Source organism: Hymenobacter glacieicola (assembly GCF_014640315.1).
GTDB lineage: Bacteria > Bacteroidota > Bacteroidia > Cytophagales > Hymenobacteraceae > Hymenobacter > Hymenobacter glacieicola.
In genome coordinates this window covers 1-21701 of the sequence record NZ_BMGS01000008.1, presented here as the reverse complement: position 1 = coordinate 21701, position 21701 = coordinate 1, and the positions used below count along the sequence as shown (strand labels likewise).

General features: G+C 59.6%; 25 protein-coding genes. 16 read left to right on the top strand and 9 right to left on the bottom strand.

Annotation, left to right across the window (positions count from 1 at the left end; translation table 11 throughout):
• The first annotated feature begins 1 nt into the window (after position 1).
• The 8 genes from IEW18_RS14995 (at position 2) to IEW18_RS14960 (ending at position 7737) form a co-directional block, all read left to right on the top strand.
• Complete coding sequence (locus IEW18_RS14995; RefSeq protein WP_188558688.1) at positions 2-712, top strand: pirin family protein; 711 nt, start codon at positions 2-4, stop codon at positions 710-712.
• Positions 713-912: 200 nt separating this feature from the next.
• Positions 913-3360, top strand: coding sequence for a S9 family peptidase (locus tag IEW18_RS14990; protein WP_188558687.1), 2448 nt, complete (start codon positions 913-915; stop codon positions 3358-3360).
• Between the two features lie 124 nt (positions 3361-3484).
• Entirely contained in the window at positions 3485-3847 is a 363-nt protein-coding gene (locus IEW18_RS14985; RefSeq protein ID WP_188558686.1) for a YMGG-like glycine zipper-containing protein, read from the top strand.
• A 176-nt stretch (positions 3848-4023) separates the two neighbouring features.
• Positions 4024-4932: a D-2-hydroxyacid dehydrogenase gene (locus tag IEW18_RS14980; protein WP_308428059.1), complete on the top strand. Its 909-nt coding sequence runs from the start codon at positions 4024-4026 to the stop codon at positions 4930-4932.
• Positions 4933-5011: 79 nt separating this feature from the next.
• A complete protein-coding gene (locus IEW18_RS14975) occupies positions 5012-5527 on the top strand; it encodes an LVIVD repeat-containing protein (RefSeq protein ID WP_188558685.1) in 516 nt (171 codons plus the stop codon).
• Positions 5528-5546: 19 nt separating this feature from the next.
• Positions 5547-6320 (top strand): LVIVD repeat-containing protein, encoded by a 774-nt coding sequence (locus IEW18_RS14970; RefSeq protein ID WP_188558684.1) that lies wholly within the window; start codon positions 5547-5549, stop codon positions 6318-6320.
• Positions 6320-6997 (top strand): hypothetical protein, encoded by a 678-nt coding sequence (locus IEW18_RS14965; protein WP_188558683.1) that lies wholly within the window; start codon positions 6320-6322, stop codon positions 6995-6997. Before IEW18_RS14970 ends, IEW18_RS14965 begins: the two co-directional genes overlap by 1 nt.
• 158 nt (positions 6998-7155) lie before the next feature.
• The gene (locus tag IEW18_RS14960; protein ID WP_188558682.1) at positions 7156-7737 is read left to right on the top strand and encodes a hypothetical protein; all 582 of its coding nucleotides are present in this window, start codon (positions 7156-7158) and stop codon (positions 7735-7737) included.
• A 453-nt stretch (positions 7738-8190) separates the two neighbouring features.
• On the opposite strand, the gene IEW18_RS14955 is transcribed toward IEW18_RS14960, so the two are convergent.
• From IEW18_RS14955 to IEW18_RS14945, 3 genes are read right to left on the bottom strand one after another with little or no spacing between them, the layout of a single operon-like run.
• A complete protein-coding gene (locus IEW18_RS14955; protein WP_229728766.1) occupies positions 8191-8949 on the bottom strand; it encodes a DUF72 domain-containing protein in 759 nt (252 codons plus the stop codon).
• Between the two features lie 3 nt (positions 8950-8952).
• Positions 8953-9450, bottom strand: a complete 498-nt coding sequence (locus tag IEW18_RS14950; RefSeq protein ID WP_188558681.1) for a DUF2243 domain-containing protein — start codon at positions 9448-9450, stop codon at positions 8953-8955.
• Complete coding sequence (locus tag IEW18_RS14945; RefSeq protein WP_188558680.1) at positions 9443-9679, bottom strand: hypothetical protein; 237 nt, start codon at positions 9677-9679, stop codon at positions 9443-9445. The genes IEW18_RS14950 and IEW18_RS14945 overlap by 8 nt, the downstream gene beginning before the upstream one ends.
• 323 nt (positions 9680-10002) lie before the next feature.
• Here IEW18_RS14945 and IEW18_RS14940 point away from each other — a divergent pair, with 323 nt between their 5' ends.
• Complete coding sequence (locus IEW18_RS14940) at positions 10003-10353, top strand: hypothetical protein (protein ID WP_188558679.1); 351 nt, start codon at positions 10003-10005, stop codon at positions 10351-10353.
• Positions 10354-10692: 339 nt separating this feature from the next.
• On the opposite strand, the gene IEW18_RS14935 is transcribed toward IEW18_RS14940, so the two are convergent.
• Complete coding sequence (locus IEW18_RS14935; RefSeq protein ID WP_188558678.1) at positions 10693-11436, bottom strand: DUF72 domain-containing protein; 744 nt, start codon at positions 11434-11436, stop codon at positions 10693-10695.
• A gap of 203 nt (positions 11437-11639) precedes the next feature.
• Between IEW18_RS14935 and IEW18_RS14930 the strand changes: the two genes are divergently transcribed.
• Together IEW18_RS14930 and IEW18_RS14925 are read left to right on the top strand one after the other, a co-directional pair.
• Positions 11640-13763: a prolyl oligopeptidase family serine peptidase gene (locus IEW18_RS14930; protein WP_188558677.1), complete on the top strand. Its 2124-nt coding sequence runs from the start codon at positions 11640-11642 to the stop codon at positions 13761-13763.
• Between the two features lie 90 nt (positions 13764-13853).
• Entirely contained in the window at positions 13854-14255 is a 402-nt protein-coding gene (locus IEW18_RS14925; RefSeq protein ID WP_188558676.1) for an NUDIX hydrolase, read from the top strand.
• 174 nt (positions 14256-14429) lie between these two features.
• Here IEW18_RS14925 and IEW18_RS14920 read toward each other — a convergent pair whose 3' ends face one another.
• Positions 14430-14816, bottom strand: coding sequence for a DUF3037 domain-containing protein (locus IEW18_RS14920; protein WP_188558675.1), 387 nt, complete (start codon positions 14814-14816; stop codon positions 14430-14432).
• Entirely contained in the window at positions 14794-15585 is a 792-nt protein-coding gene (locus IEW18_RS14915) for a HipA family kinase (protein WP_188558674.1), read from the bottom strand. Before IEW18_RS14915 ends, IEW18_RS14920 begins: the two co-directional genes overlap by 23 nt.
• 217 nt (positions 15586-15802) lie before the next feature.
• Here IEW18_RS14915 and IEW18_RS14910 point away from each other — a divergent pair, with 217 nt between their 5' ends.
• Positions 15803-16756 (top strand): 1-phosphofructokinase family hexose kinase, encoded by a 954-nt coding sequence (locus tag IEW18_RS14910; RefSeq protein WP_188558673.1) that lies wholly within the window; start codon positions 15803-15805, stop codon positions 16754-16756.
• A gap of 131 nt (positions 16757-16887) precedes the next feature.
• On the opposite strand, the gene IEW18_RS14905 is transcribed toward IEW18_RS14910, so the two are convergent.
• Positions 16888-17139 carry a hypothetical protein gene (locus IEW18_RS14905; RefSeq protein ID WP_188558672.1) on the bottom strand — a complete coding sequence of 84 codons (252 nt, stop codon included), beginning with the start codon at positions 17137-17139 and terminating at the stop codon, positions 16888-16890.
• Between the two features lie 505 nt (positions 17140-17644).
• Between IEW18_RS14905 and IEW18_RS21885 the strand changes: the two genes are divergently transcribed.
• Positions 17645-17779, top strand: coding sequence for a hypothetical protein (locus IEW18_RS21885; protein WP_262891896.1), 135 nt, complete (start codon positions 17645-17647; stop codon positions 17777-17779).
• 219 nt (positions 17780-17998) lie between these two features.
• Complete coding sequence (locus IEW18_RS14900; protein ID WP_188558671.1) at positions 17999-18790, top strand: SDR family NAD(P)-dependent oxidoreductase; 792 nt, start codon at positions 17999-18001, stop codon at positions 18788-18790.
• A 57-nt stretch (positions 18791-18847) separates the two neighbouring features.
• Here IEW18_RS14900 and IEW18_RS14895 read toward each other — a convergent pair whose 3' ends face one another.
• Positions 18848-19225 (bottom strand): cupin domain-containing protein, encoded by a 378-nt coding sequence (locus IEW18_RS14895; RefSeq protein WP_188558670.1) that lies wholly within the window; start codon positions 19223-19225, stop codon positions 18848-18850.
• A gap of 425 nt (positions 19226-19650) precedes the next feature.
• Between IEW18_RS14895 and IEW18_RS14890 the strand changes: the two genes are divergently transcribed.
• Positions 19651-20226, top strand: a complete 576-nt coding sequence (locus IEW18_RS14890; protein ID WP_188558669.1) for a hypothetical protein — start codon at positions 19651-19653, stop codon at positions 20224-20226.
• 34 nt (positions 20227-20260) lie between these two features.
• Positions 20261-20716 (top strand): hypothetical protein, encoded by a 456-nt coding sequence (locus tag IEW18_RS14885; RefSeq protein WP_188558668.1) that lies wholly within the window; start codon positions 20261-20263, stop codon positions 20714-20716.
• Between the two features lie 129 nt (positions 20717-20845).
• Here IEW18_RS14885 and IEW18_RS14880 read toward each other — a convergent pair whose 3' ends face one another.
• Positions 20846-21601, bottom strand: a complete 756-nt coding sequence (locus tag IEW18_RS14880; RefSeq protein WP_188558667.1) for a hypothetical protein — start codon at positions 21599-21601, stop codon at positions 20846-20848.
• Positions 21602-21701: the final 100 nt, after the last annotated feature.

Here is a 21701-nt window from a genome sequence, read left to right as displayed (position 1 = left end):
TATGCCCTTCCGCCTCACCCGAGCCGCCGACCGCGGCCTGAAAGACATTGGGTGGCTGCAAAGCCATTTTTCCCTGAGCTTCGGCCCCTACGCCAACCCCGAGCGTGCCGGCTTCGGGCTGCTGCGGGTATTCAACGATGACTTTGTGCAGCCCGGAAACGGCTTTGGCCTGCACGCTCACGCCAACATGGAAATCATTTCCGTGATGCTGGCCGGGCGCATGAACCACAAAGATTCGTTGGGCTACTCGGAAGAGGTAGGACCCGACTCGGTGCAGATTATGAGCGCCGGCAGCGGCCTGCGCCACGAGGAGCACAACATCGGCGAGGACGAAGTGAACTTCCTGCAGATCTGGATTGAGCCCAAGCTGCAGAACGTGACGCCCCGCTACCAGCGCCGCGCCTTCCCCCGCGAAAAACGCCGCAACCAGCTCACCACCATTGTCAGCAACGAGGAAGGCACCGCCCACTGCTGGATCAACCAGAACGCCCGGCTCAGCCTGGGTTTATTTGACGCCGGCCAGCAGGTAGAGTACCGCCTAAACCCAGTTAATAAGTGTGTGTTTGTGTTCGTGATGGAAGGCCAGCTAACCGTGAACGGGCAGGTAGTGGCCGCGCGGGAAAGCATCGGGCTCTGGGACACAGATTTGGTGTCTATTCAGGTGGAGGCCACCAGCCACTTTGTGCTGATTGAAGCACCTATCAACCACTAAGCCTTTAAAAGCCAGCGTATTCAGCAAAAATGCACATTGCCGGTACAAAGCCTCTGCCCATGGGTAGGGGCTTTGCCGTTTGTAGCCAGCCGCAAAAGCTCGGCGTTACGTGGGAATACGGCAAGGAGTTGTACATCCTTTAGAAAATCTGACGGATTGTGCCGTCCTTTGTAGTAATTTTCTGTTGCTTACCTCTTTCTATGAAAATATTTCGACTCACCCTGGCTTTGTGCGTGAGCACGCTGAGCCTGGCAACGGCGCAGGACTTGCCGTACCAAACGCCCCCCAGGGCCATTGCCGCGTTGGCCGATGCTGCCCCTACCCCGCGGGTTAGCTTTGCCTCCAACGGGCAGTGGATGCTGCTGATGGATGTGCGCGACATGCCATCTATTGCCGAGCTAAGCCAGCCAGAACTGCGGCTGGCGGGCTTGCGCATCAACCCGCGCACCAACGGACCTAGCCGCACGGCCTACGTTTCGTCCCTGCGCTTGCGTAAGCTGCCCGATGGCAAGGAACTGCTTATTACGGGCCTGCCCGCCAATGCCCGCATCAGCGACGTGCAATGGTCGCCGGACAATACCAAAATTGCCTTTACCCACACTACCAACAACCACGTGGAGCTGTGGATTGCGGATGTGGCCTCGGCCTCAGCTCGCCTGGTGCCCAACCTGTTTCTGAACAGCGTCTTTGGCACTCCATTCGAGTGGGTTTCCGACAACAAAACCATCATTGCCCGCGCGGTGGTAGGTGGCCGGGGTGAGGCTCCCAACCCTACTGAAGTGCCCAAAGGCCCGGCTATTCAGCAGAATATTGGCCGCACCGCCGCTGCCCGCACCTATCAGGATTTGCTGAAAAGCCCGGTTGATGAGCGTCTGTTCGACTACTATGCCTTGGCTCAGGTAGTAAAGGTGGGCCTCGATGGCCGCATGGCCCCGCTGGGTCAGCCCGGCATGATTCAGCAGGCCGTTCCCTCGCCCAATGGCCGCTACGTGCTGGTGCGCACCCGTCACCGCCCCTACTCGTACACTCTGCCCGTCAGCAGCTTCCCGCAACGAGTAGAAGTACTGAACCTGGAAGGGTTGGTAGTAAAGGAGCTAGCCGAACTGCCCCTGGCCGATAACGTACCCACCAGCTTTGACGCCGTGCCTACTGGGCGCCGTCAGTTCGGGTGGCGCGAAGATGCCCCCAACACCGTATTCTGGGTGGAGGCCCAAGACGGTGGCAATCCTAAAACAGAGGCGGCCGTGCGCGACAAGCTCTTCGCCCTAGCGGCCCCCTTCGATGGGCAGCCCCAGGAGCTGGCGGCCTTACCCCTGCGCTTCCGCGACATTCACTGGGGTACCGATAAGCTGGCCCTGGTAGAAGGTTACCGCTGGGCTGACCGCAAGGAAACCACCTGGACCTTGGACTTGGCCACCAAAACCTCGCTCACGCCCCTGTTTGAGCGTTCTTCCCAGGACACCTACACTGACCCAGGAACCCCGTACCTGCACCGCAACAGCCAGGGCCGCCAGGTTCTGGCTACGGATGGGGCCGGCGACGTAGTGTACTTCATTGGTGCGGGTGCCTCGCCCGAGGGCGACCGGCCTTTCATTGACGAGCTAAACGTGCGCACCAAGAAAAGCGCCCGGTGGTGGCGTTCCGAGGCGCCTTACTACGAGATGCCCGTCACGATTCTGGATGCGGGCAAGCGTACGTTCGTGACCCGTCGGGAGTCGCCCCAAGAGTCGCCAAACTACTTCCTGCGCGATGCTCCGAGCTTGAAACTCACCCCTCTGACCAAATTTCCAAATCCCTACGCCAGCCTCGGCAACCTGCAGAAGCAGGTGCTGAAGTACAAGCGCGCCGACGGGGTAGAGCTGACGGCCAACCTCTACCTACCCCCGAACTACAAGAAGGAAGATGGCCCGTTGCCAACCCTGATGGAGGCATACCCGGTAGAATTCAAAGACAAGAAGGACGCCAGCCAAGTAAAAGGCTCGCCCTACACCTTTGCCCGTCTGAACTGGGGCTCCCCAGTGTACTGGGTAACCCAGGGCTACGCCGTTCTGCAGGGCACCAGCATTCCAATTGTGGGCGAGGGCACGAAGGAGCCCAATGACACGTACGTGGAGCAGCTTACGGCCTCGGCCAAGGCGGCCATCGACGAAGGGCAGCGGCTGGGGGTGGTAGACCCCAAGCGAGTAGCCGTAATGGGCCACAGCTACGGGGCATTCATGACGGCCAACCTACTGGCTCACACCAACTTGTTCAAGGCAGGTATTGCCCGGAGCGGCGCGTATAACCGCACCCTGACGCCCTTCGGGTTCCAGGGCGAGGAGCGCACCTACTGGCAGGCACCGGAAGTGTACAACACCATGTCGCCTTTCAACTTCGCCGATAAAATCAAAACCCCAATTCTGCTGATTCACGGCGAGGCTGATAATAATTCCGGCACCTTCCCCATCCAGAGCGAGCGGTTTTATAACGCGCTGAAGGGCCACGGCGCTACCGTGCGCTACGTAGTACTACCGGCCGAGTCGCACGGCTACTCAGCCCGCGAGTCCATCATGCATATGCTGTGGGAGATGAATACCTGGCTCGACACCTACGTAAAGAAAGCCAGCACCGCGCCCGCTACGGAGAATACCAAGGCCGACGTTCGGTAAGCGCTGTTTGGTATTGTTTGCACTACCCCCGGGCCATTGGTCTGGGGGTATTTTTTTTGCAGCCATTATCTATATTGTTTTTTATATACTACACAATAGCCGATTGTATAAAATTTTAGCCAGTATGAAACCCGCCTTTTGTCGCTTCGTTAAAAGGCTAAACTCCATCCATTCAGGATTTATCATACTGACCATGAAAACGTTCAAGATATATGCGGCCATGCTTTCGGCCCTTTTCGTGATGGAAAGCACTGTGGTAACATCGACTGCGGAAGCACAAACCACACCCAAGAAAACCTGGAGCAGAAAAGCAAAAGGGGCTGCCATTGGTGGGGGCGCCGGCGCCGTAACCGGGGCCGTGATAGGCGGCGGTAAAGGAGCCGTGCTGGGCGGCGTAGCTGGCGCAGCGGCCGGTGGCATTATTGGCCGTAAGAAAGACAAGAAAAAAGATCCTGTTCGTCACGAACAATATTCGCGCAGAGACTAACGCAAGAGTAGCTGTAGCAGATTATAAAGCCCCGAACCACCCGGTTCGGGGCTTTTTTGTGAACGGGCCAGCCGCCTACCCTGGCACCTTGCGAACCGGCTGCCGGCCCCTCCGCGTGCAACCCCCAAGCGGAGTTAGCGAGTATGGCTACTATGCACGTGTTTGTTTACTCTGACTTGAACCCTAGAGCGCAGGCCGACTTGCTGGCGCAACTCCCCCCCGACGTCACCGTTTCCTTCCGCTCCGGGCTGGCAGCTCCGACCCAGCAGGAGGCACTACAGTCGGCAGATGTGCTGCTAGGCAACCCGCCTGCGGCCTGGCTAACGCCCGCGCCGCCCCGGCTCCGGTTTTGGCAAATTGATTCGGCCGGCATTGAACGGTATCAGCAGGTAGCGCTTAGCTGCCCGGTAGCCAACATGGGCGACTTTTTTGCCTGGCCCTGCGCCGAGACGATGGTGGCAGGCCTATTGGGCCTGCTGCGTTACGTGCCTGAGCTAGCGGTGCTTCAAGCCAAAAAACAGTGGGTAGGTGGCCCCGTGCGCCCGAAACTCGGATTACTGCGCGGTAAGCGCGTTGTTATTCTGGGAAGCGGCGCCATTGGCCAGGCCGTAGCCCAACAACTCACGGGTTTCGGGTGCTCCGTGCAGTTTCTGGCCCGCACCGATCCGCAGGCGCAGCTTCATTCCCCGGAAGAACTGCGCGCAGCCCTGCCCGCTACCGACATTGTGGTGAACTGTCTGCCGGGTAGCGCCGAAGGCTTTTTCTCCGCCGACCTTATTGCCGCCATGCTCCCGGATGCCCTCTACGCCAGCGTGGGCCGCGGCAACACCACCGACGAGCCTGCCCTGATTGCGGCCTTGCAAGCGGGCCGGCTTGGGGGCGCCGTGCTGGATGTAACGGCCCAGGAGCCTTTGCCTGCTGAGAGCCCGCTCTGGAGTTTGCCGCGCGTACTGCTCACCCAGCACAGCGGGGGCGGCCAGCCCGGCGAAGACGAGGGCAAAGTGGCCGTGTTCCTGCGTAACCTTCGGCGCCTACTCCAGCAGCAGCCCCTGGAAAACCAGGTGGACCTGCAGCGGGGTTATTGAGCCCGCTATTCTTGGGGCGCAGTGCAACCATTGCGCGGGTGGGTACACTCTTGCCGATACCCACTTTTCGATGTTTGCTATGCGCCAACTGTACTCTCTCTTAGTAGGCAGCACGTTTCTGCTGAGTCTCACGGCTTGCCCCCTGGTGGAGCCGGTTGACCGGGTGCCGCTCCCATCCTACAAGCCCCTGCTTATGGCCCGAACCCAGTTGGAGCAGGCCGTAGCCGTATTGCCGCCTCAAGAACTGCACAACACGGGCAAAATTTACCTGCGCGACCCGTACATTCTGATCAATGAGCAGTATCAGGGGGTGCACATCATCAATAACCAGGACCCCAGCCACCCCCAGCCGGTAGCCTTTCTGCGCATTCCCGGCAACGTGGACGTGGCCATGAAGGGCAACCTACTCTACGCCGACAGCGGCCCGGATCTGCTCACCTTCGACCTTTCCAACGTGCGGGCGGCTCGTTTGCTCCACCGCGTGCGGGAGGCCGTACCGGAGCTACCCATGCCCGAAACCGCCCAGGTTCCCGCCGAATATCAGGTCCAGAACCGCCCCGCCGATGCGGTAGTGGTCGGCTGGCAGAAGCTATAATTCTGTTTTCTCTGCCGATATGCGTTTACTTTCTACTCTCTTACTGGCTACCCTCGCCGGTGGCCTCGGCCTAGCTCTAAGCAGCTGCTCGGCCCAAGGCGACGCCGCCCCTGCCAGTGCCGACGTGGCCCCCGGTAGCGACGGAAAAGGTGGCTCCCTGGCCCGCTTTACCGTGCTTAATAATACCCTCTACGTCGTTGATAACCAGAGCCTGCGTCTCTTCGATCTGACGATACCGACCGCTCCGGCCCGCGGCACGGTAGTACCCCTGGGCTTCGGCATCGAGACTATTTACCCGCGCGCGCCCTACCTGTTTCTGGGTACCCAACGGGGCATGTACATCTTCGATGCCAGTCAGCCGGCCCAGCCCCAGCAACTAGCCTTCTACCAGCACGTGGTCAGCTGCGACCCGGTGGTAGTGGACGACCGATACGCCTACGTAACCCTGCGCGACGGCCGCAGCTGCGGAGGTGGCCCCAACCAACTCCAGGTTATCGACCTGACTAATCTGCGCGCCCCGCGCCTGGTTCAATCGTACCCCATGACGCACCCGCTGGGGCTGGGCGTAGATAGTACTCTGCTGTTTGTGTGCGACAAAGACCAACTGAAAGTCTTCAGCACCCGCACGACGCCGGTACTGCCGCCCCCGCAAACGTTCAGTGTCAGCTTGTCCGACGTTATTCCGCACCGTGGGTTGTTGCTGGCCATCGGGCCCCGAGGGCTGTACCAGTATCGCTATAGCGGCAGCACACTGACGCCCCTGAGTCATCTACCCATTATTCCGACCAACTAATGCGCAGCTTGCCGATGTGGGGAATACTGAGCGCGGGGCTGTTGAGTTTAAGTATTGCGGCAGCGGCGCAGTCCGTGGGGCCGCGTCCGGCGGGGCGGCTGCACAGCGTAAAGCTGGGCATGGCTCCCGTAGTGGCCGGTGGCTTTCATGTCAGCGGAGAGAAATTGTGGAGCCCCGCCTCCCGCAGCGCCTGGGTAGTTACGCCCCAGCTTTATTACGGCCCAGTGTCCAACTTCACCTCCGACTTGAGCGAGGGGCAACAGGACCGGGTGCGCGGCTATGGCCTGGATGTGCAGCACCGCATCTACCTGGGCGAGGAAACCACCGGCGTCGAGGGTTTTTACATAGCTTATGGCCCCAGTTACCAGCACTTCCGCCTGGCGTTTCAGAGTCGTAGCTGGGCACCTGAGCTGGGAGCCAATGGCCTCACGTACTATGAGTACCGGTTGCGCCCCCAAACCGAAGTAATAGACCGGTACGGGGTATGCGCCGTGATAGGAACCCAGACGTTTCTGCCCGGCACTCCTCTGTTTGTTGATGCCTTCCTTGGGATAGGACTGCGCAAGGCATCCTCCCGCTCTACCGTGAATGGTACCCGCTACACCAGTGGCATGAGCGACTATGGCCACGAGGGAAGCTATATTCCGCTGGGTTTCCGGATTGGAGCTGCCTGGTAATAGGCCCTGGACGCCCTGCGCTTGCCGTAGTACGTGCTCCGGCTAAACACTGCGGGAAACAGGTTTCGCCGCTGTAGCGTAACGGCAGGAACAGAGCGACCCATTGGTTTACGGCCGAGCGGTGCATTGTTGTATCCTGTGACCTTGTTTTCCTGCCCATGAGCACCAGCCGCATTTATTCCGCCCCAACCGAAACCGCCCTGTGGCAACAAGTAGCCGCCGACCTGGCCCAGGAAGAAAACCAGTATGCGTACCGGGCCGAGCTGCGACAAGGAGGTTACTCTGTTCAGTTTGAGCTGGATATTGACCTGGGCGGCGGGTTTGAAGGCGGCTACGAGCTAACCACATTCCGGGCCGTAGTGGCGGGCCGCCCGGACTTTCACTTTGCTCTCCACGAGCAGGATTGGGTGCATGAAATAGGCAAGCTGCTCGGCCTGACTGACGTAGAACTTGACGACCCTGAGCTGGATGCCGCCTTCATTATTACTACCAACGACGCCGGAACCCTACGTGCTCTGCTGACCGACTCGGCCGTGCGCGCTACCCTGCTCGCCTACCCGGAACTGCGTCTGAGCCTGGCGCCCACTTCGTCTGAGCCTGGTGCGGAAGTAGTACTCTCTTGTACCAAGGAAGAAGGCATCACCGATCCGGCACAGTTGCAGGAAATCTACCATATGCTGTACGTGCTGCTACTGCGCCTGGCCCCGGCACCCAACGGCGCAGTGGCGGCCAGCCAGTAAGTATGCTGGCCAGTGAAGCTGAAACCCAGGCGCGGGTAGTAGGCAGTATAGTAGATTGCCTACTACCCGCGCCTGGGTTTTGGTTCATGCAGCTATTCAGTGACCAGGTATGATGCCCGTCAGGCGCATCACCCAGCCCAACAGATAAACACCCAGGATTACCAATACATAGGCCCACCAGGGCATATGCGCCAGGCGGTATCCCAAGCCCATGTATCTTCTTGGCCTTGTCTCCATAGTTGTAAGTGGTTAAGAGTGTGCCTGTTAATTTATCTTTTTTATCAGACAAATCATACAAGAAATTCATCTCTCAAACCAGTTTTCAGGGTGCGGGGCATACTGGTTGTGTTTCTGGTGACTGTAGTGCGAACCAGCGCCGCGCTGACTTGACACTACCCGGCCCGTACCCATTGGGTAACGTGCCAGCCCCGTTCGCACCTGGTTTGTCCCCGGCTAGCCCCCTGCTAAAATCTGCATCTGGCGGGCGTTGCCGATGGCCGAGGCATCAATGTCGTTGTTGAAGTAGAGGTAGGCTTCCCGGGCCTGTCCGGCAACTTGAATTTCGCCCAGCACCCGGCGCAGAAACTCCTCCGGGTACGGCGACTTATAGAGTTCCGGCACGCCGTGGAAGCGGTAGTACACTAGCTCCGTGTTGGTTACAACTTCATCGGGCAGGGCCGGATGGCTTTGGCCCACGAAGGCGATGCGCCGCCGGGCCAGCTCCTGGTACACGTGGCCCAGCCACCAGCTTGGGTGCCGAAACTCTACCACGTTGCGGAAGCTGGGGTCAAGGCTTTCTACGATGCGGGCCAGCCGCTCCTCGGAGTAAGTCAGGCGCGGGGGCAACTGAAACAGCACCGGCCCCAGCTTTTCGCGCAAGCCCTCCTGCACCGTGCCATAGAAGTCGGCTAGTAGCTGCTCAGTGGCGTGGAACTGCTTGTAATGGGTAATCAGCCGGGGAGCTTTCACCGAAAAACGAAAGTCTTGGGGGCTTTGCTGGTACCAGCTCTCCAGGGTTGCAAGCTGGGGGAAGCGGTAGAAGGTCACGTTCAACTCCAGGGTGCGGAAGTGCTGGTGGTAAAACTCAAACCAGCGGCGCTGGGGTAGCTTTTCGGGGTAGAATACGCCTTTCCAGTGCTTGTAGTGAAAGCCCGAGCAGCCAATGTGGTAGGTGGTTGGGAGCGGCGCGGCACCCGGAGGAAGCATCGGCATACCTTAGGCCCCGTAGGCGGTTCGCGGCGTTACGTCCCGGCGGCCGGCCCGGATCAGGCCCCAGCCCGCCAGCAGCAGCAGGGCCCCAAAAGCCAGAAAGGCCATATCCCAGGGCAGCTTATCCTCGGTGTACTCATACACGTGGTGAAGCCCGAGCAGGGTGTGGTCAATCAGGCCTTCCACTACGTTGAACAGCCCCCAGCCCAGCAGCAGCCCGCCCACCAACGTGCGTCCCGACCAGGCCACGTCCGGGCGCCGGCTAGCAGCCCACAGCACCCGCAGCCCAATAGCCGTGAGCACCCACACGGCCGCGTGAAAAACCCCGTCCCAGTACATGTTTACTTTAGCAGCTACCAGGGTATTGGGAGGCAGCTGGTTGGAAAGCATGTTGTGCCACTGCAGAATCTGGTGCAGCACAATGCCATCCAGGAAGCCGCCCAGTCCGGCCCCCATCAGCAGGCCGGCAGCAATAAGGGGGGTACGGTGCAGGGGTTCAGTCATGGGCGGAGGGAGAAGTTAGGCGGGCTTTCAGGGCCGGCGCGAAGAATACGCCCACGCCCACGAGGAGCACCACTGCCACCGGCAGCAGCAGCAAGAGTAGGTTGGCGGTGTAGTCGGCGGTGTGAATGCCAGCCTGCACCCGGGGGCGGCACACCCGGCAGGCCCAGGCATCAGGCCCAGTCAGCAGAAGTAGGCTGGTAAGCCAGGTAGCAACTACCAGTTTCATCATGGCTGAACAGATGCGTAAGGGATACCTGGAGCGTACGTAGCACCCGGGCCGAAAAGTTATGTCGAGCTAACCGCAGCCGGTCCCTGCCCGCACCCCGGAGCACCAAACCACGGCTTCCACAATAGCATAAGGCCGGCACGATGCTCTGCTAACATTGACTACCTAACCATCTGGTTAACAACAGATGAGCTTAAAACTATGGCAGCTGATTTTTCCGCCGCCAATGCAACTGAGCCCGCTGGGCAGCGTACCACTAACGGGCCCCAAGCTGGCACCACACGCCAGGTTTTCGGCCACATTCTCTCACCATACTTTCTACGAGCATGTCTAAGCAATCTGGAAAACGCAGCCAGCACGACCCCAACTCCGGGGCCAACGCCAACGATAAAATCAGCAACCAGTCCTCGGAACAAGCCCAGCACCTGGGCTCCACCGATCAGGACCGCTCGGTGCGCAGTGGCCTGCCGGGTCAGGCCAGTCAGCCGCACGTAGCTGTGGGCAACCGCCCTGAGTCCTTTAAAAACCAAATTGCCGGCGACCTGGACAGTGGCACCGGCATGACGGCCCCCACGGAGAAAGGCAACCGAGCCGGCGCCAAGAGCGGCGAAGGCCAAACCGGTGAAACCGCCATGAACACCTCTTCCAGCAAAAACCCCACCGCCGGCAACGACTAGGCCACGCCTCCCGACTCAGTTACCCGCCGCGCGCCGTGTTACCGCTAGCAGAAAATGTACTTCTGCCAGAGTACAAAAGGCACGGAGGGTGACAGACACACCGCCAGAAGGCAACCACACTCTTCTGCCTGTCATCCTGGGCAGAGCGAAGGACCTTAGCACGCCAGCACGAACATCGTTGAAACGATTTACGCTGACGTGACAAGGCCCTTCGCTTTGCTCAGGATGACAGGCGTTTGGGGTGCAGACGCACTTTTTCGATTACGGCCGAGATGACGCATCAGCAAGTACGCCGGGGCGTTTCAGGGGAGCAAACGGCCGTCGGTTTACGTACGCGTCCTACTGCTGTGCGCTCTGGCTGAATACCTGCTGCATCTGTTGCGCGTTCAAGGCCCCTACCCCACCAATGCCATTGTTGAAGTAGAGGTACACTTCCCGGACCTGTCCGGCGGCGGCAACTTCGTGGGCTACCCGGGCCAGAAATTCCGGGCTGTACGCCGACTTATATAGCTCCGGTACGCCGTGGAAGCGGTAATACACCTGCGGCGTGTTAATGATTACCTCATCGGGCAGGGGGAGCGGGTGGCTCTGGCCCACGAAGCTGACGCCGTGGCGAGCCAGCCGTCGAAACACTTCCCCATCCCACCAGCTCGGGTGCCGAAACTCGATGACATTGTGAAAATCAGGGTCAAGCTGCTCCAGAATGCGGCTCAAATACTCCTCCGTATACGCGGCTTTCGGGGGCAGCTGGAACAGCACCGGGCCCAGCTTTTCGCCCAGCCCTTCCCGGATGGTAGCGTAAAACGCCGCCAGGATAGGCTCCGCTTCCGGCCCAAACTTCTTGTAATGCGTTACCTGGCGCGGCGCTTTCACGGCAAACCGGAAGCCTTCGGGACTTTGCTGATACCATTGCTCAAAGGCCTTTAGCTCGGGCATGCGGTAAAAGGTCACGTTCAGTTCCAGAGTGGTAAACTGGGTGCAGTAGTAGGCAAACCACTTGCGCGGGGGCAGGTCGGCGGGGTAAAACACGCCTTTCCAGTCGCGGTAGGAGAAGCCGGAGCAGCCGATGTAGGTAGTGGGCATAGGCAGAGAGCGAGCAAGTACGCCGGTTGGGCGGCCCGGCCCTGCGCCTACGCAGCCCGCCGGGTCTGAGGTTCTGGGGCGAGTAGCTTTTCTGCAGCCCGCCTCTGCGGAAGTAGCGCAGACTGCATGCAGCTTTCTTATCTTGGCTGTGACAGTTCACTTAGTCAGAAGCTCATCTTCTTCCTGCACCCTACTTCCACACGATGAAAAGACTGTTTCCTTCCCTGGCGGTCCTGCTCGTCGGCTCCCAAGCCGTCGCCCAGGCGCCCATCAAAACCCAGCCCTACCCCCAAACCAGGAAGGTAGACACCGTTACCACCTACTTCGGCACCAAGGTGGCCGACCCCTACCGCTGGCTGGAAAACGACCAGGCCCCCGACACCAAGGCCTGGGTGCAGGAGGAAAACAAGGTGACTCAGGCCTACCTCAGCCAGATTCCTTACCGGGAGGCCATCCGGAAGCGGCTGGAAACGCTCTGGAACTACGAGAAGTACGGCGCTCCTTACAAGGAGGGCAAGTACACCTACTTCAGCAAGAATACGGGGTTGCAGAGCCAGTCGGTGCTGTACCGGCAGGTGGGCAACGGGGCGCCGGAGGTGTTTCTCGACCCCAACCAGTTTTCCAAGGATGGCACTACCTCCCTGGCGGGCATCAACTTTACCAAGGACGGCTCCCTGGCCGCTTACCAGATTTCGGAGGGCGGCTCCGACTGGCGCAAGGTTATCGTGCTGAAAACGGCCGACAAGAGCCTGGTGGGCGATACGCTCAAGGACGTGAAGTTCTCGGGCCTGGCCTGGAAGGGCAACGACGGCTTCTACTACAGCTCCTACGACAAGCCCACGGCGGGCAGCCAGCTGGCCGGCAAAACCCAGATTCACAAGCTCTACTATCACAAGCTGGGCACCAAGCAAAGCACTGATAAGCTGGTGTTCGGGGGCGAAAAAACACCGCGCCGCTACATTGGGGCTTCGCTTACCGAGGACGAGCGTTTCCTGGTTATTAGCGGGGCCAACACCACGACTGGCAATGAGCTCTACATCCAGGATTTGAGCAAGCCCGGCAGCCCCATTGTGCAGGTAGTAGACAACGAGAAAAGCAACGTGGATGTGGTGGACAACGTGGGCAGCAAGCTCTACATCTTCACCAACCTGAACGCGCCCAATAACCGGGTAGTAACCGTAGACGCGGCCAACCCCAAGCCCGCCAACTGGAAAAACCTGATTCCGGAAACCCAGAACGTGTTGAACGTGAGCACCGGGGGCGGCAAAATTTTCGCCAACTACCTCAAAGACGCTACTTCTCTTATTGAGCAGTACGACATGAGCGGCAAGAAGGAGCGCGCCATCACGCTGCCTTCGGTGGGCACGGCCGGCGGCTTCTACGCCAAAAAGGAGGAAAAGGAAACCTACTACACCTTCACTTCTTACATCTACCCGCCCACCATTTTCAAGTACGACATTGCCACCGGCAAGTCTACCGTTTATAAGAGGGCCGGCGTGCAGTTCGACCCCAGCAAGTTTGAGTCGAAGCAGGTGTTCTACACTTCCAAGGACGGCACCAAAATTCCGATGATTATCACCTACAAAAAAGGGCTGGTGATGAACGGCAAGAACCCGACCCTGCTCTACGCCTACGGCGGCTTCAACTCCAGCGTAACGCCCGGCTTCAGCACCAGCAACATCATTCTGCTGGAAAATGGGGGCATCTATGCCGTGCCTAACATCCGGGGTGGCGGCGAGTACGGCGAGAAGTGGCACCTGGCCGGCACCAAGCTACAGAAGCAGAACGTGTTCGACGACTTTATTGCCGCGGCTGAGTACCTGACCAAAAACAACTACACCTCCAAGGATTACCTGGCTATTTCGGGCGCTTCGAACGGCGGTTTGCTGGTGGGCGCTACCATGGCCCAGCGCCCCGAGCTATTCAAGGTAGCCTTCCCGGCGGTGGGCGTGATGGACATGCTGCGCTACAACCAGTTCACGGCCGGCGCCGGCTGGGCCTACGACTACGGCACGGCCCAGGACTCCAAGGAAATGTTCGAGTACCTCTACAAGTACTCGCCCTACCACGCCCTGAAGCCCGCCGCCTACCCCGCCACCATGGTAACTACCGCCGACCACGACGACCGGGTGGTGCCGGCCCACTCCTTTAAGTTTGCCTCCAAGCTGCAGGAAAGCCAGCAGGGCCCCGCTCCGGTGCTCATCCGCATCGAGACAAAAGCCGGCCACGGTGCCGGCCGCTCTACGGCTCAGGTTATCAGTGAGCAGACCGATAAGTGGGCCTTCCTGTTCCAGAACATGGGTGTGCCCTACCAGGCCGTAAACTAGCTTACCTCTAGTTGCTCTTTTATTAGCTTGCCGGCCTTTTACAGGTCGGCAAGCTTTTTTATAGCCCGTTCCGAGTTCAACCGTTTGCCCATGCCCCTCATCGACAAAATTGCCTGGCTGCACTTGCACGAAGGCCGCTTGCTCAGCACCCGCAGCCGCGGCAAAGACCGGTACTACATTCCTGGCGGCAAGCGCGAAGCCGGCGAAACGGACGCGCAAACCCTGCTGCGAGAAATCAAGGAAGAATTGACCGTGGATCTGGACCTGGCTACCGTGGTGCACGCCGGCACCTTCACGGCGCCGGCCCACGGCCACGCGCAAGGCGTTCTGGTGCAGATGACTTGCTATTACGCTGAGTATACAGGCACCCTGCAGCCGGCCGCTGAAATTGAGGAAGTAGTCTGGCTTACCTACCACGACCGGCCTGCCGTATCCGCCGTGGACCAGCTGATATTCGACTGGCTCCGCGAGCAACAGCTCCTGGCCGGGTGATATGCGCGCCAAACCTGTCATTCCGAGCGAAGCGAGGAATCTGGGTTAGCCTCTGGTGAGTAACCCAGATTCCTCGCTTCGCTCGGAATGACAGGTTTGGCGCTGCAACGGACACCGTAAATAATGTGCAGGTACAGCCACGCAAGGGTAGCAAAGGCTCTACACGGTGCTTAGTTACTGCACTAACTCGGCGTGCAGCCGGGCCAAGGTAGCGGCGGCATCTTCGCAGAGGCCGGGGTGTACGGGCGAGGTTTGCACGACGGTGCTGCGCGTGGCCGTGAGCCAACGAAAGCGCGAGGCCAGCGGCAGCTGCCCAATGGGGCCGCCTTCTTTCCGCCCCCGGCAAATTCGCTCGAAGGACCGGAGGCGCTCGGTTAGGTCGGCCAGGTCGAGCTGGTCGCCGGCGAAGGCGCGCAGCCGGGCCTCGGGCACATCAAAGCGCGCCTGCAGAAACCCCTGGGCCGAGCAGTACACAATCACCCCGACGTTCAGGAACTCCTCCCGTTCCACGCGGGGAACCACGCGCAGAACGGCGTACTCAAACAAGTGCTTTTCGGGCATTTTCGGCTTCCTGAACAAAGGTTTCTGATGCGGCGAGCCGGGCGGTGAGAAACCGCACGTAGTTCTGGCGCTGCTCCTCCACGGTTACCGAGGGCTCAGCCAGCCAGTCGGCCGGCACGGCGGCCACAATAGCCTGGATGCGCTCGGGCGTGAGGCGGGCACGGCCCTCGGCATCGGCGGCGGCCAGCTCCTTGGCCTGAGGTAACAGCACGTGGTCTTTGACTTGAGCGAAGGGGCGGGGCCGCGGCTCGGCCCAGCCAGGGCCGGCGTGGTGCACGTAGAGGGCTGCGCCGTGGTCAATCAGCCACAGCTCCTTGTGCCACATGAGCAGGTTGGTGTTGCGGGCCGTGCGGTCCACGTTCAGCGTCAGGCAGTCCAGCCACACAATCAGGGAAGCCAGGCGGGGCTCAATGGTGGTTACCAGGGGGTCGTAGGTGCTGGCCCCGGAGAGGTAGTGCAGGCCCAGGTTCTGGCCGGTGCTGAAGCGCAGCAGATCCTGAATTTCCTCGTCGGGCTCGGTGCGGCCAAAGGCTTCATCGAGCTGGCAAAATACCAGCTCCGGCACCCGCAGACCCAGAACCCGCGCCATTTCGCCCACAATCAGCTCGGCAATCAGGGCCTTGAGCCCCTGGCCGGCCCCCCGAAATTTCACCACGTACAGAAAGCCGTCATCGGCTTCTACCAAGGCCGGCAGGGAGCCGCCTTCGCGCAGCGGGGTGACGTAGCGCGTTACGTCAACGGTTCGTAAGGAAAGGTCGCTCACCTGCATACTGCACGGAAAAGAAGGGAATAGGCCCGCAAAGGACGGATAATTCCGGTAGTTTCTGAAGCTGCTGCCGGCGCCCGGTGGCTGGCTGAGGTTGCCAAAGCCAGCCGGGGGTAGCCGGGCGCCGCGCAACCAAGTAAGCTGCTACCAGTACATACGCGTACTACTTTGCTGGCGGCCAGCGCTGTGCTGGCCCCACTCATTTGCTACTGCTGCTCCTATGAAGCCTATTGTCACCCTGACCCTGAATCCAGCCGTCGATAAAAGCACCACCGCCGACCAGATCATTCCTGATCAGAAGCTGCGCTGCGCGGCCCCCAAATTCGAGCCCGGCGGGGGCGGCATCAACGTTTCGCGGGCCCTCAAGCGCCTCGGCGCCGACTCAGTAGCGGTGTTTCCGGTGGGTGGCCCCAGCGGCGTGCTGCTGCGGGAGCTGCTGGAGCAGGAGCACATTCAGCAGCAGCCGGTGGAAACCGTGAGCCGCACCCGGGAAAATTTCATTGTGGTAGATGCCACCACCAGCCAGCAGTACCGCTTTGGCATGCCCGGCACCCCGCTCTCTGCCCAGGAGCAGCAGCAGATTCTGACTACCCTGAAGGGCTTGGCCACGGTACCCGAATTCCTGGTTATCAGCGGCAGCCTACCCCCCGGCGTGGAGCCTGAGTTCCTGGTGCGCATTGTGCGGGCCGCCAAAGGCCTGGGCATCAAGGTGGTCATTGATACCTCGGGGCCGGCCCTGCATCAGGTGCTAGCCGAGGGGGTGTATTTGGCCAAGCCCAACGTGGGCGAGCTAAGCAAGATGGCCGGAGTTAGTGAGCTGGACAGCGGAGCCGTGGCCGAGGCCGCCCACAATCTGGTGCGGGAGGGCAAGTGCGAAATCGTGGTGACGTCGTTGGGCCCGCAGGGGGCCTGCGTGGTTACCCAGGACCTGGTAGACCACGTGCCGGCCCCGGCCGTGAAAAAGCGCAGCACCGTGGGGGCCGGCGACAGTATGGTGGCCGGCTTGGTCTACGGCTTGTCCACGGGCCTTTCGGTGCGGGAAACGGTACGCCTGGGCGTGGCCTGCGGCACGGCTGCTACCATGAACCCCGGTACCGAGCTGTTCCGCCAAGCAGACGTGGAGAAGCTCTACCAGTGGCTGCTGCAACAAACTATGCCGGCAAAAGCGGCCTAACGCCGCGTTATCAGCATACTACCAAGAATCATACAAACAGGGGCCCGGTACAGTGTGTACCGGGCCCCTGTTTGCAAGGGCATTATGCTTAGCCAGGAGGGTTACGCTACCCCGGCTACCCTGAGGGCAGGTTAAGCCGCCGACCAATAGTCGCGCAACAGGGCTTGCAGGTTTGCCAGCGTCAGCAGCGAGGAGCGGAAGTGCAGCAGCGGGGAGTGTACGGGGCCCACCAGAACTTCAATTTCAGAAGAGTCAGAATACCACAGCACGCTGATCAGGGCCTTGTCGAAATGCCGGCATACCACGCGCCCTTTATCCTGCCAGGCGGGGGGGCACTCCGAGGAGTCACGAAAGCCTAGTTCCAGTAAATCAGCAATCAACATAAGCAAAAGCGGTACTAAGCAGAAAAATCAAGGCTCAAAATTATCAGATAGCGTACTGTCATCCAAACAACTACGCCCTAATCAGTCGCTTATCGGCGGGCTTTGCCCCGGCTCGCCGCGCAACCACAGGCCCCCGGTCGGTAGTTGCCGGGTAGAAAAGCGGGTTTTCTTAGGGGTAGCGGCCGGAAAGTAAGCCTTCCCCATTATCCGGCGCGTACGCCAAATTCCGTTGTTTTCGCTCCCAAGTCATCTGGTTCAGCTTTATTCTGTTCCGCCGCGCTAGGGCGGCCCGGGCGGGCTCGCCCGGCGTGGTGCGGGGCGTTATCACCGGCACTTCACGTCTACCCTTCTTGCCGCCGGGCGCGCTGAGTGCGGCGGCAAGCTGCTTCCAGCCCTGACGCTGGCCTAGGAACCCGGTCGTACTTAACCGGGCTACCTGGTAACGGCCGCCGGCGACACCCTGCGCGGCCGGCTCACCATTCCGCAGTTTGCCCTGAACAACGGCGTGGTATTCCGGGCCGATGCGCAGGCCCCCACCCGCCGCTACCAGGAGGTAGGTGAGCTACGCGCCCTGCGCCTGCACGACGGCCGCTACTTTGTGCGGCGCACGCTGGTCGCCGCCCGCAACGGGCGCTGTTGACTTGCACTACCGGGCTTTCGGTCTGAAAGCCGGCGTTGCGTTCTAGCCGCGGAACGCCGGAAGCGGAGCAAGGTGGCAGGTGGCAGCAAGTGGGCCAGGGCGCTGCCCCGGCGGGCCAGGCGGGTAGCAACGGCGGCAGCCAGGGCAGATAAATGGCAGTAATTCAGCTGAAAATCAGTATATTATTACTATCCCGTACTTCTTATCCTGCTTTTCGCCATGAATAACCAGACTGCCCTGATTACCGGTGCCTCCAGCGGCATTGGCTTCGAGCTGGCGCGCTGTTTCGCCCGCGACGATTACCGTGTGGTGCTGGTAGCCCGCCACCTCAACGAGCTGGAGGAAGCGCGCCGCCTGCTGCACCAGGAGTTCAGTACCGTTGATATTGTGCTGCTGCCCACCGATTTGAGCCACCCCGACGCGGCCGGACAGCTGTACGCGGAAACCGAGCGCCGCCGCCTGCAGATTGACGCGCTGGTGAACGATGCGGGCTTCGGCGAAACCGGGTACTTCACGGATACCGACCTGGAAACGGAGCTGCGCATGATTCAGGTGAATGCCGCTTCCCTGGTGCACCTCACCAAGCTTTACCTGCAGGATATGGTCGCGCGCAATGAAGGCCGGATTCTGCAGCTGGGTTCGGTGGCCTCGTTTTCGCCCAGCCCCTGCCAGGCGGTGTACGCTGCCACCAAGGCCTTCGTGCTCAGCTTCGCCGAGGCCGTGCAGCACGAGCTGAAGCAGCAGAAGTCGGCCGTTACAATGACCATTCTCTGCCCGCCGCCTACTGACACCAACTTCTTCCGCACGGCCCACGCCGAAAACACCCGCGCCGCGCAGCACCCGGCCTCGGCTCGCGAGGTAGCCCAGGAAGGCTACGACGCCCTGATGGAAGGCGCGGCCCGTTCCCTACCCACTCTGGGCGCCAAGGTCAACTTCTTTTCCAGCCTGCTCCTCCCCGATTCCATGCTGGCTACCCTGATGAACACCCAGCTGCACGCGACCAGCAAGTAGCCGGCCCACCATGGGCTTGGCGGGGGCTGCCGTTCCAGGGAAGGCAGGAAGCGGCGTTTACGGGCGCTTCAGCCCCAGACGCTCCACCGTTTCGCCCTCGAAATCAAACTCAATCAGGATGGCGGGCTCCTCGCCCACCACCCAGCCGTCGTGGCCGGGGGCAATGGCTACCACCTGGGGTGCCGCGTACTCCTCCTGCGTCCCGTCGGCGTATTGAATGGCCAGGCGCCCGGCCGCCAAAAACCCTACGTGGGCGTGCTGGCACAGCTCGGTGCCAAGCACGGGCTTCAGGTCCTTCGACCAGCGGAACCCCGCGGGATACACCACGCGCTTCACCCGCGAGGAGCCGCTGGTCCGAACAACGTCAACTTGCACGCCGCCTACTTCGCGGCGGGTGGCGTCCTTGAGCGGACCCAGAAGGGTAGCAGTATCCATGGCAGAAGGCGGTAAGATGACCGGAAGGTGAGCAGACTCCTGAAGATAGCAAATTCACCGTTACGCTTGGCGCGGTAGTGGGGCTGCCCTGGTGGCAGCCGCGGCGGCCGGCTACGGCGCGTAGGCTGGCCTCCGTCCGCCGGTTGCTTACCAGAGCCCTCTGAATGCAGCACCGGAAGCCCCTGGCAAAGCCTGGCCTACTATCAGCAGCAACATCCTTATTTAAAGACTTCACAACCAACCTTCAAGAAAAATAGCGCGTACTAACTTTGTATTTCAAAGTTCTTTTATTTGCTTTATACCGCTGCTGCTTCACTTAGTGCCGGGCTGCTCTCCGGCGGCGGCCACGCTTGCCCCCTTTGCCGCTGGCTGCTACCCGCTTTCCAGGATTCTTCTTTCGTCCCAACATCTTACCTCTTCCCATCATGTCTCTCACCAAAAGCCTTGTTCGCCTCGCCCTGGCTACGGCCTTTTTGCTGCTTATCCCGCTGGTAGCCATGCAGTTTACCCAGGAAGTAAACTGGACCTTCTCTGACTTTGTATTCGCCGGGGTACTGCTGTTCGGGGCCGGCCTGACCTTTATTTTGGTGGACCGCATGGGCAACAGCGGCACGTACCGGTTGGCGGCGGGCGTGGCAGTTGCCGCCGGGCTGCTGCTGGTGTGGGCCAACGCGGCGGTAGGCCTGGTGGGCAGCGAGGATAACCCCGTGAACCTGCTCTACGGCGCAGTGCTGGTGGTGGCCCTCGGCGGGGCCATGGTGGCGCGCTTCCGCCCCCGGGGTACGTCCAATGCCATGTTCGCGGCCTCCTCTACCTACGCCCTCATCACGGTGCTGGCTTTGTTTGTCTGGACGCCCACCGGGGCGGCCGCCGAGCCCGCCGCTCCGCTGCTGAATGTGGTGGTAGCCAACACCGTTTTTGCCGCGCTGTGGGCCGTTGCGGGCCTCCTGTTCCGCCGCGCTGACACCACTAGCTCTGGTTTCAAGCAGCAACTGGCCTAGTACCTATCATTCCTCAACTTTACGCACTACTCATATGAGCACAGCCCATGTTGTGATGGCCGGCATCCTGCTCCTGGTCCTGGGAATTCTTTACCTGCTGGTCGCCAGCCGGGGCCGCAGCGGCACGTATAAGCTGGCCGCGGGGGTAGCCGCGGCGGCCGCCCTGCTGCTGGTGTGGGGCAACCTGGCCGTGGGTTTCATTGGCAGCGAAGACAACCCCATGAATCTGCTGTACGGCGCGGTGCTGGCCGTGGGCCTCATCGGGGCCATGCTGGCGAAACTTCAGCCACTGGGCATGGCTCGCGCTATGTTTGCGGCGGCCGCAACTCAATTTGCCGTGCCGTTCGTGGCCCTGCTTATCAAGCAACCCGAGTTGACCATGGGTGTGCTGTGGGTGACTGTGCTGAATACCATTTTCGCCGGGCTGTGGGTGTTGTCGGGGTGGCTGTTCCGGCGGGCGGGTGTGGCTGGTGTAGAGTTGGGGCGGTAGATAGCCTAGTAACAAATGATTAAGTAAGATCAGACAAAAGCTATTTTTACATTATTGCGCTTATCTGCATTGTGCGATTAGTCAGATAGAAGCAAGTTATCTAACTATGCACATCACGTTAATCACTAATTACCCAAAATAAGCCCATGGATAATTAGTACGTCTTGCAACAAGATATTTGCTCATTTTTATTTCTTTTAGCTGCATACCTAATATCCTATATAAGCAGGCAATATAATTATTTGTATAAATCCCTATCAGCGAATCATCTTCAAGAGGGTGGATATCCGATAGGATTTTGGACACGTAATCGAATTTTGCTTTTTCATAATTCACTTTCGCCTCATCATATGTACTATAATACTTATCACTATACAACTCAACTACATACATCAACTTCAGCAAGTTTTTCAAACTTTTATCTTCTACATTTAGAACAAACCTTCCCAGAAGCTCTACATCACCCAACCATTTAGGAGAAATGGCTTTAAAGTAATTTAGGTGAGCTAGTAAATGGTCATTGACTAGATAAGAGGCATTTTGAAAACTTGACTGCACAGCCTCAATATCACTGAAACCCATATACACTCTAGTTAGACGGGCAAATGACTCTGCCTCAAGAACTGCAGTACTAAATCTATGAGAAAGGTTCTCATGCGCCTTTTGTAGATAATTTCCAAAACCATCTATCTGTTCTCCCGATAACGTATTTCCCCAATTACCACCACGCCTTTCCCAAGCGATATGTAGGTTGCGTGCGCCCGCTATCAACTCTCTGACTTCAGAATCTGCTGCTGACAGATATTTTTTAATAAGTACTCCATGAGCTTCACTTAAACATAACCCATCTATTAATCGGGTTAAGTTTTCACTACTTAGAGACAATACTTTATTATCAAACTCACTCCAGTGTTCTGCTTTTGGCAGTGGTAAAATAGCAGGTGAATGTTATCTTGATGGATGCTTCAGACGACTCTCACCTGCC

Bases quoted from the DNA above. Each gene is read 5' to 3' on its own strand.
- IEW18_RS14995 (WP_188558688.1), top strand. From the start codon at position 2: ATGCCCTTCCGCCTCACCCGAGCCGCCGACCGCGGCCTGAAAGACATT.
- IEW18_RS14990 (WP_188558687.1), top strand. From the start codon at position 913: ATGAAAATATTTCGACTCACCCTGGCTTTGTGCGTGAGCACGCTGAGC.
- IEW18_RS14985 (WP_188558686.1), top strand. From the start codon at position 3,485: ATGAAACCCGCCTTTTGTCGCTTCGTTAAAAGGCTAAACTCCATCCAT.
- IEW18_RS14975 (WP_188558685.1), top strand. From the start codon at position 5,012: ATGCGCCAACTGTACTCTCTCTTAGTAGGCAGCACGTTTCTGCTGAGT.
- IEW18_RS14970 (WP_188558684.1), top strand. From the start codon at position 5,547: ATGCGTTTACTTTCTACTCTCTTACTGGCTACCCTCGCCGGTGGCCTC.
- IEW18_RS14965 (WP_188558683.1), top strand. From the start codon at position 6,320: ATGCGCAGCTTGCCGATGTGGGGAATACTGAGCGCGGGGCTGTTGAGT.
- IEW18_RS14960 (WP_188558682.1), top strand. From the start codon at position 7,156: ATGAGCACCAGCCGCATTTATTCCGCCCCAACCGAAACCGCCCTGTGG.
- IEW18_RS14955 (WP_229728766.1), bottom strand. From the start codon at position 8,949: ATGCCGATGCTTCCTCCGGGTGCCGCGCCGCTCCCAACCACCTACCAC.
- IEW18_RS14950 (WP_188558681.1), bottom strand. From the start codon at position 9,450: ATGACTGAACCCCTGCACCGTACCCCCCTTATTGCTGCCGGCCTGCTG.
- IEW18_RS14945 (WP_188558680.1), bottom strand. From the start codon at position 9,679: ATGATGAAACTGGTAGTTGCTACCTGGCTTACCAGCCTACTTCTGCTG.
- IEW18_RS14940 (WP_188558679.1), top strand. From the start codon at position 10,003: ATGTCTAAGCAATCTGGAAAACGCAGCCAGCACGACCCCAACTCCGGG.
- IEW18_RS14935 (WP_188558678.1), bottom strand. From the start codon at position 11,436: ATGCCCACTACCTACATCGGCTGCTCCGGCTTCTCCTACCGCGACTGG.
- IEW18_RS14930 (WP_188558677.1), top strand. From the start codon at position 11,640: ATGAAAAGACTGTTTCCTTCCCTGGCGGTCCTGCTCGTCGGCTCCCAA.
- IEW18_RS14925 (WP_188558676.1), top strand. From the start codon at position 13,854: ATGCCCCTCATCGACAAAATTGCCTGGCTGCACTTGCACGAAGGCCGC.
- IEW18_RS14920 (WP_188558675.1), bottom strand. From the start codon at position 14,816: ATGCCCGAAAAGCACTTGTTTGAGTACGCCGTTCTGCGCGTGGTTCCC.
- IEW18_RS14915 (WP_188558674.1), bottom strand. From the start codon at position 15,585: ATGCAGGTGAGCGACCTTTCCTTACGAACCGTTGACGTAACGCGCTAC.
- IEW18_RS14910 (WP_188558673.1), top strand. From the start codon at position 15,803: ATGAAGCCTATTGTCACCCTGACCCTGAATCCAGCCGTCGATAAAAGC.
- IEW18_RS14905 (WP_188558672.1), bottom strand. From the start codon at position 17,139: ATGTTGATTGCTGATTTACTGGAACTAGGCTTTCGTGACTCCTCGGAG.
- IEW18_RS14900 (WP_188558671.1), top strand. From the start codon at position 17,999: ATGAATAACCAGACTGCCCTGATTACCGGTGCCTCCAGCGGCATTGGC.
- IEW18_RS14895 (WP_188558670.1), bottom strand. From the start codon at position 19,225: ATGGATACTGCTACCCTTCTGGGTCCGCTCAAGGACGCCACCCGCCGC.
- IEW18_RS14890 (WP_188558669.1), top strand. From the start codon at position 19,651: ATGTCTCTCACCAAAAGCCTTGTTCGCCTCGCCCTGGCTACGGCCTTT.
- IEW18_RS14885 (WP_188558668.1), top strand. From the start codon at position 20,261: ATGAGCACAGCCCATGTTGTGATGGCCGGCATCCTGCTCCTGGTCCTG.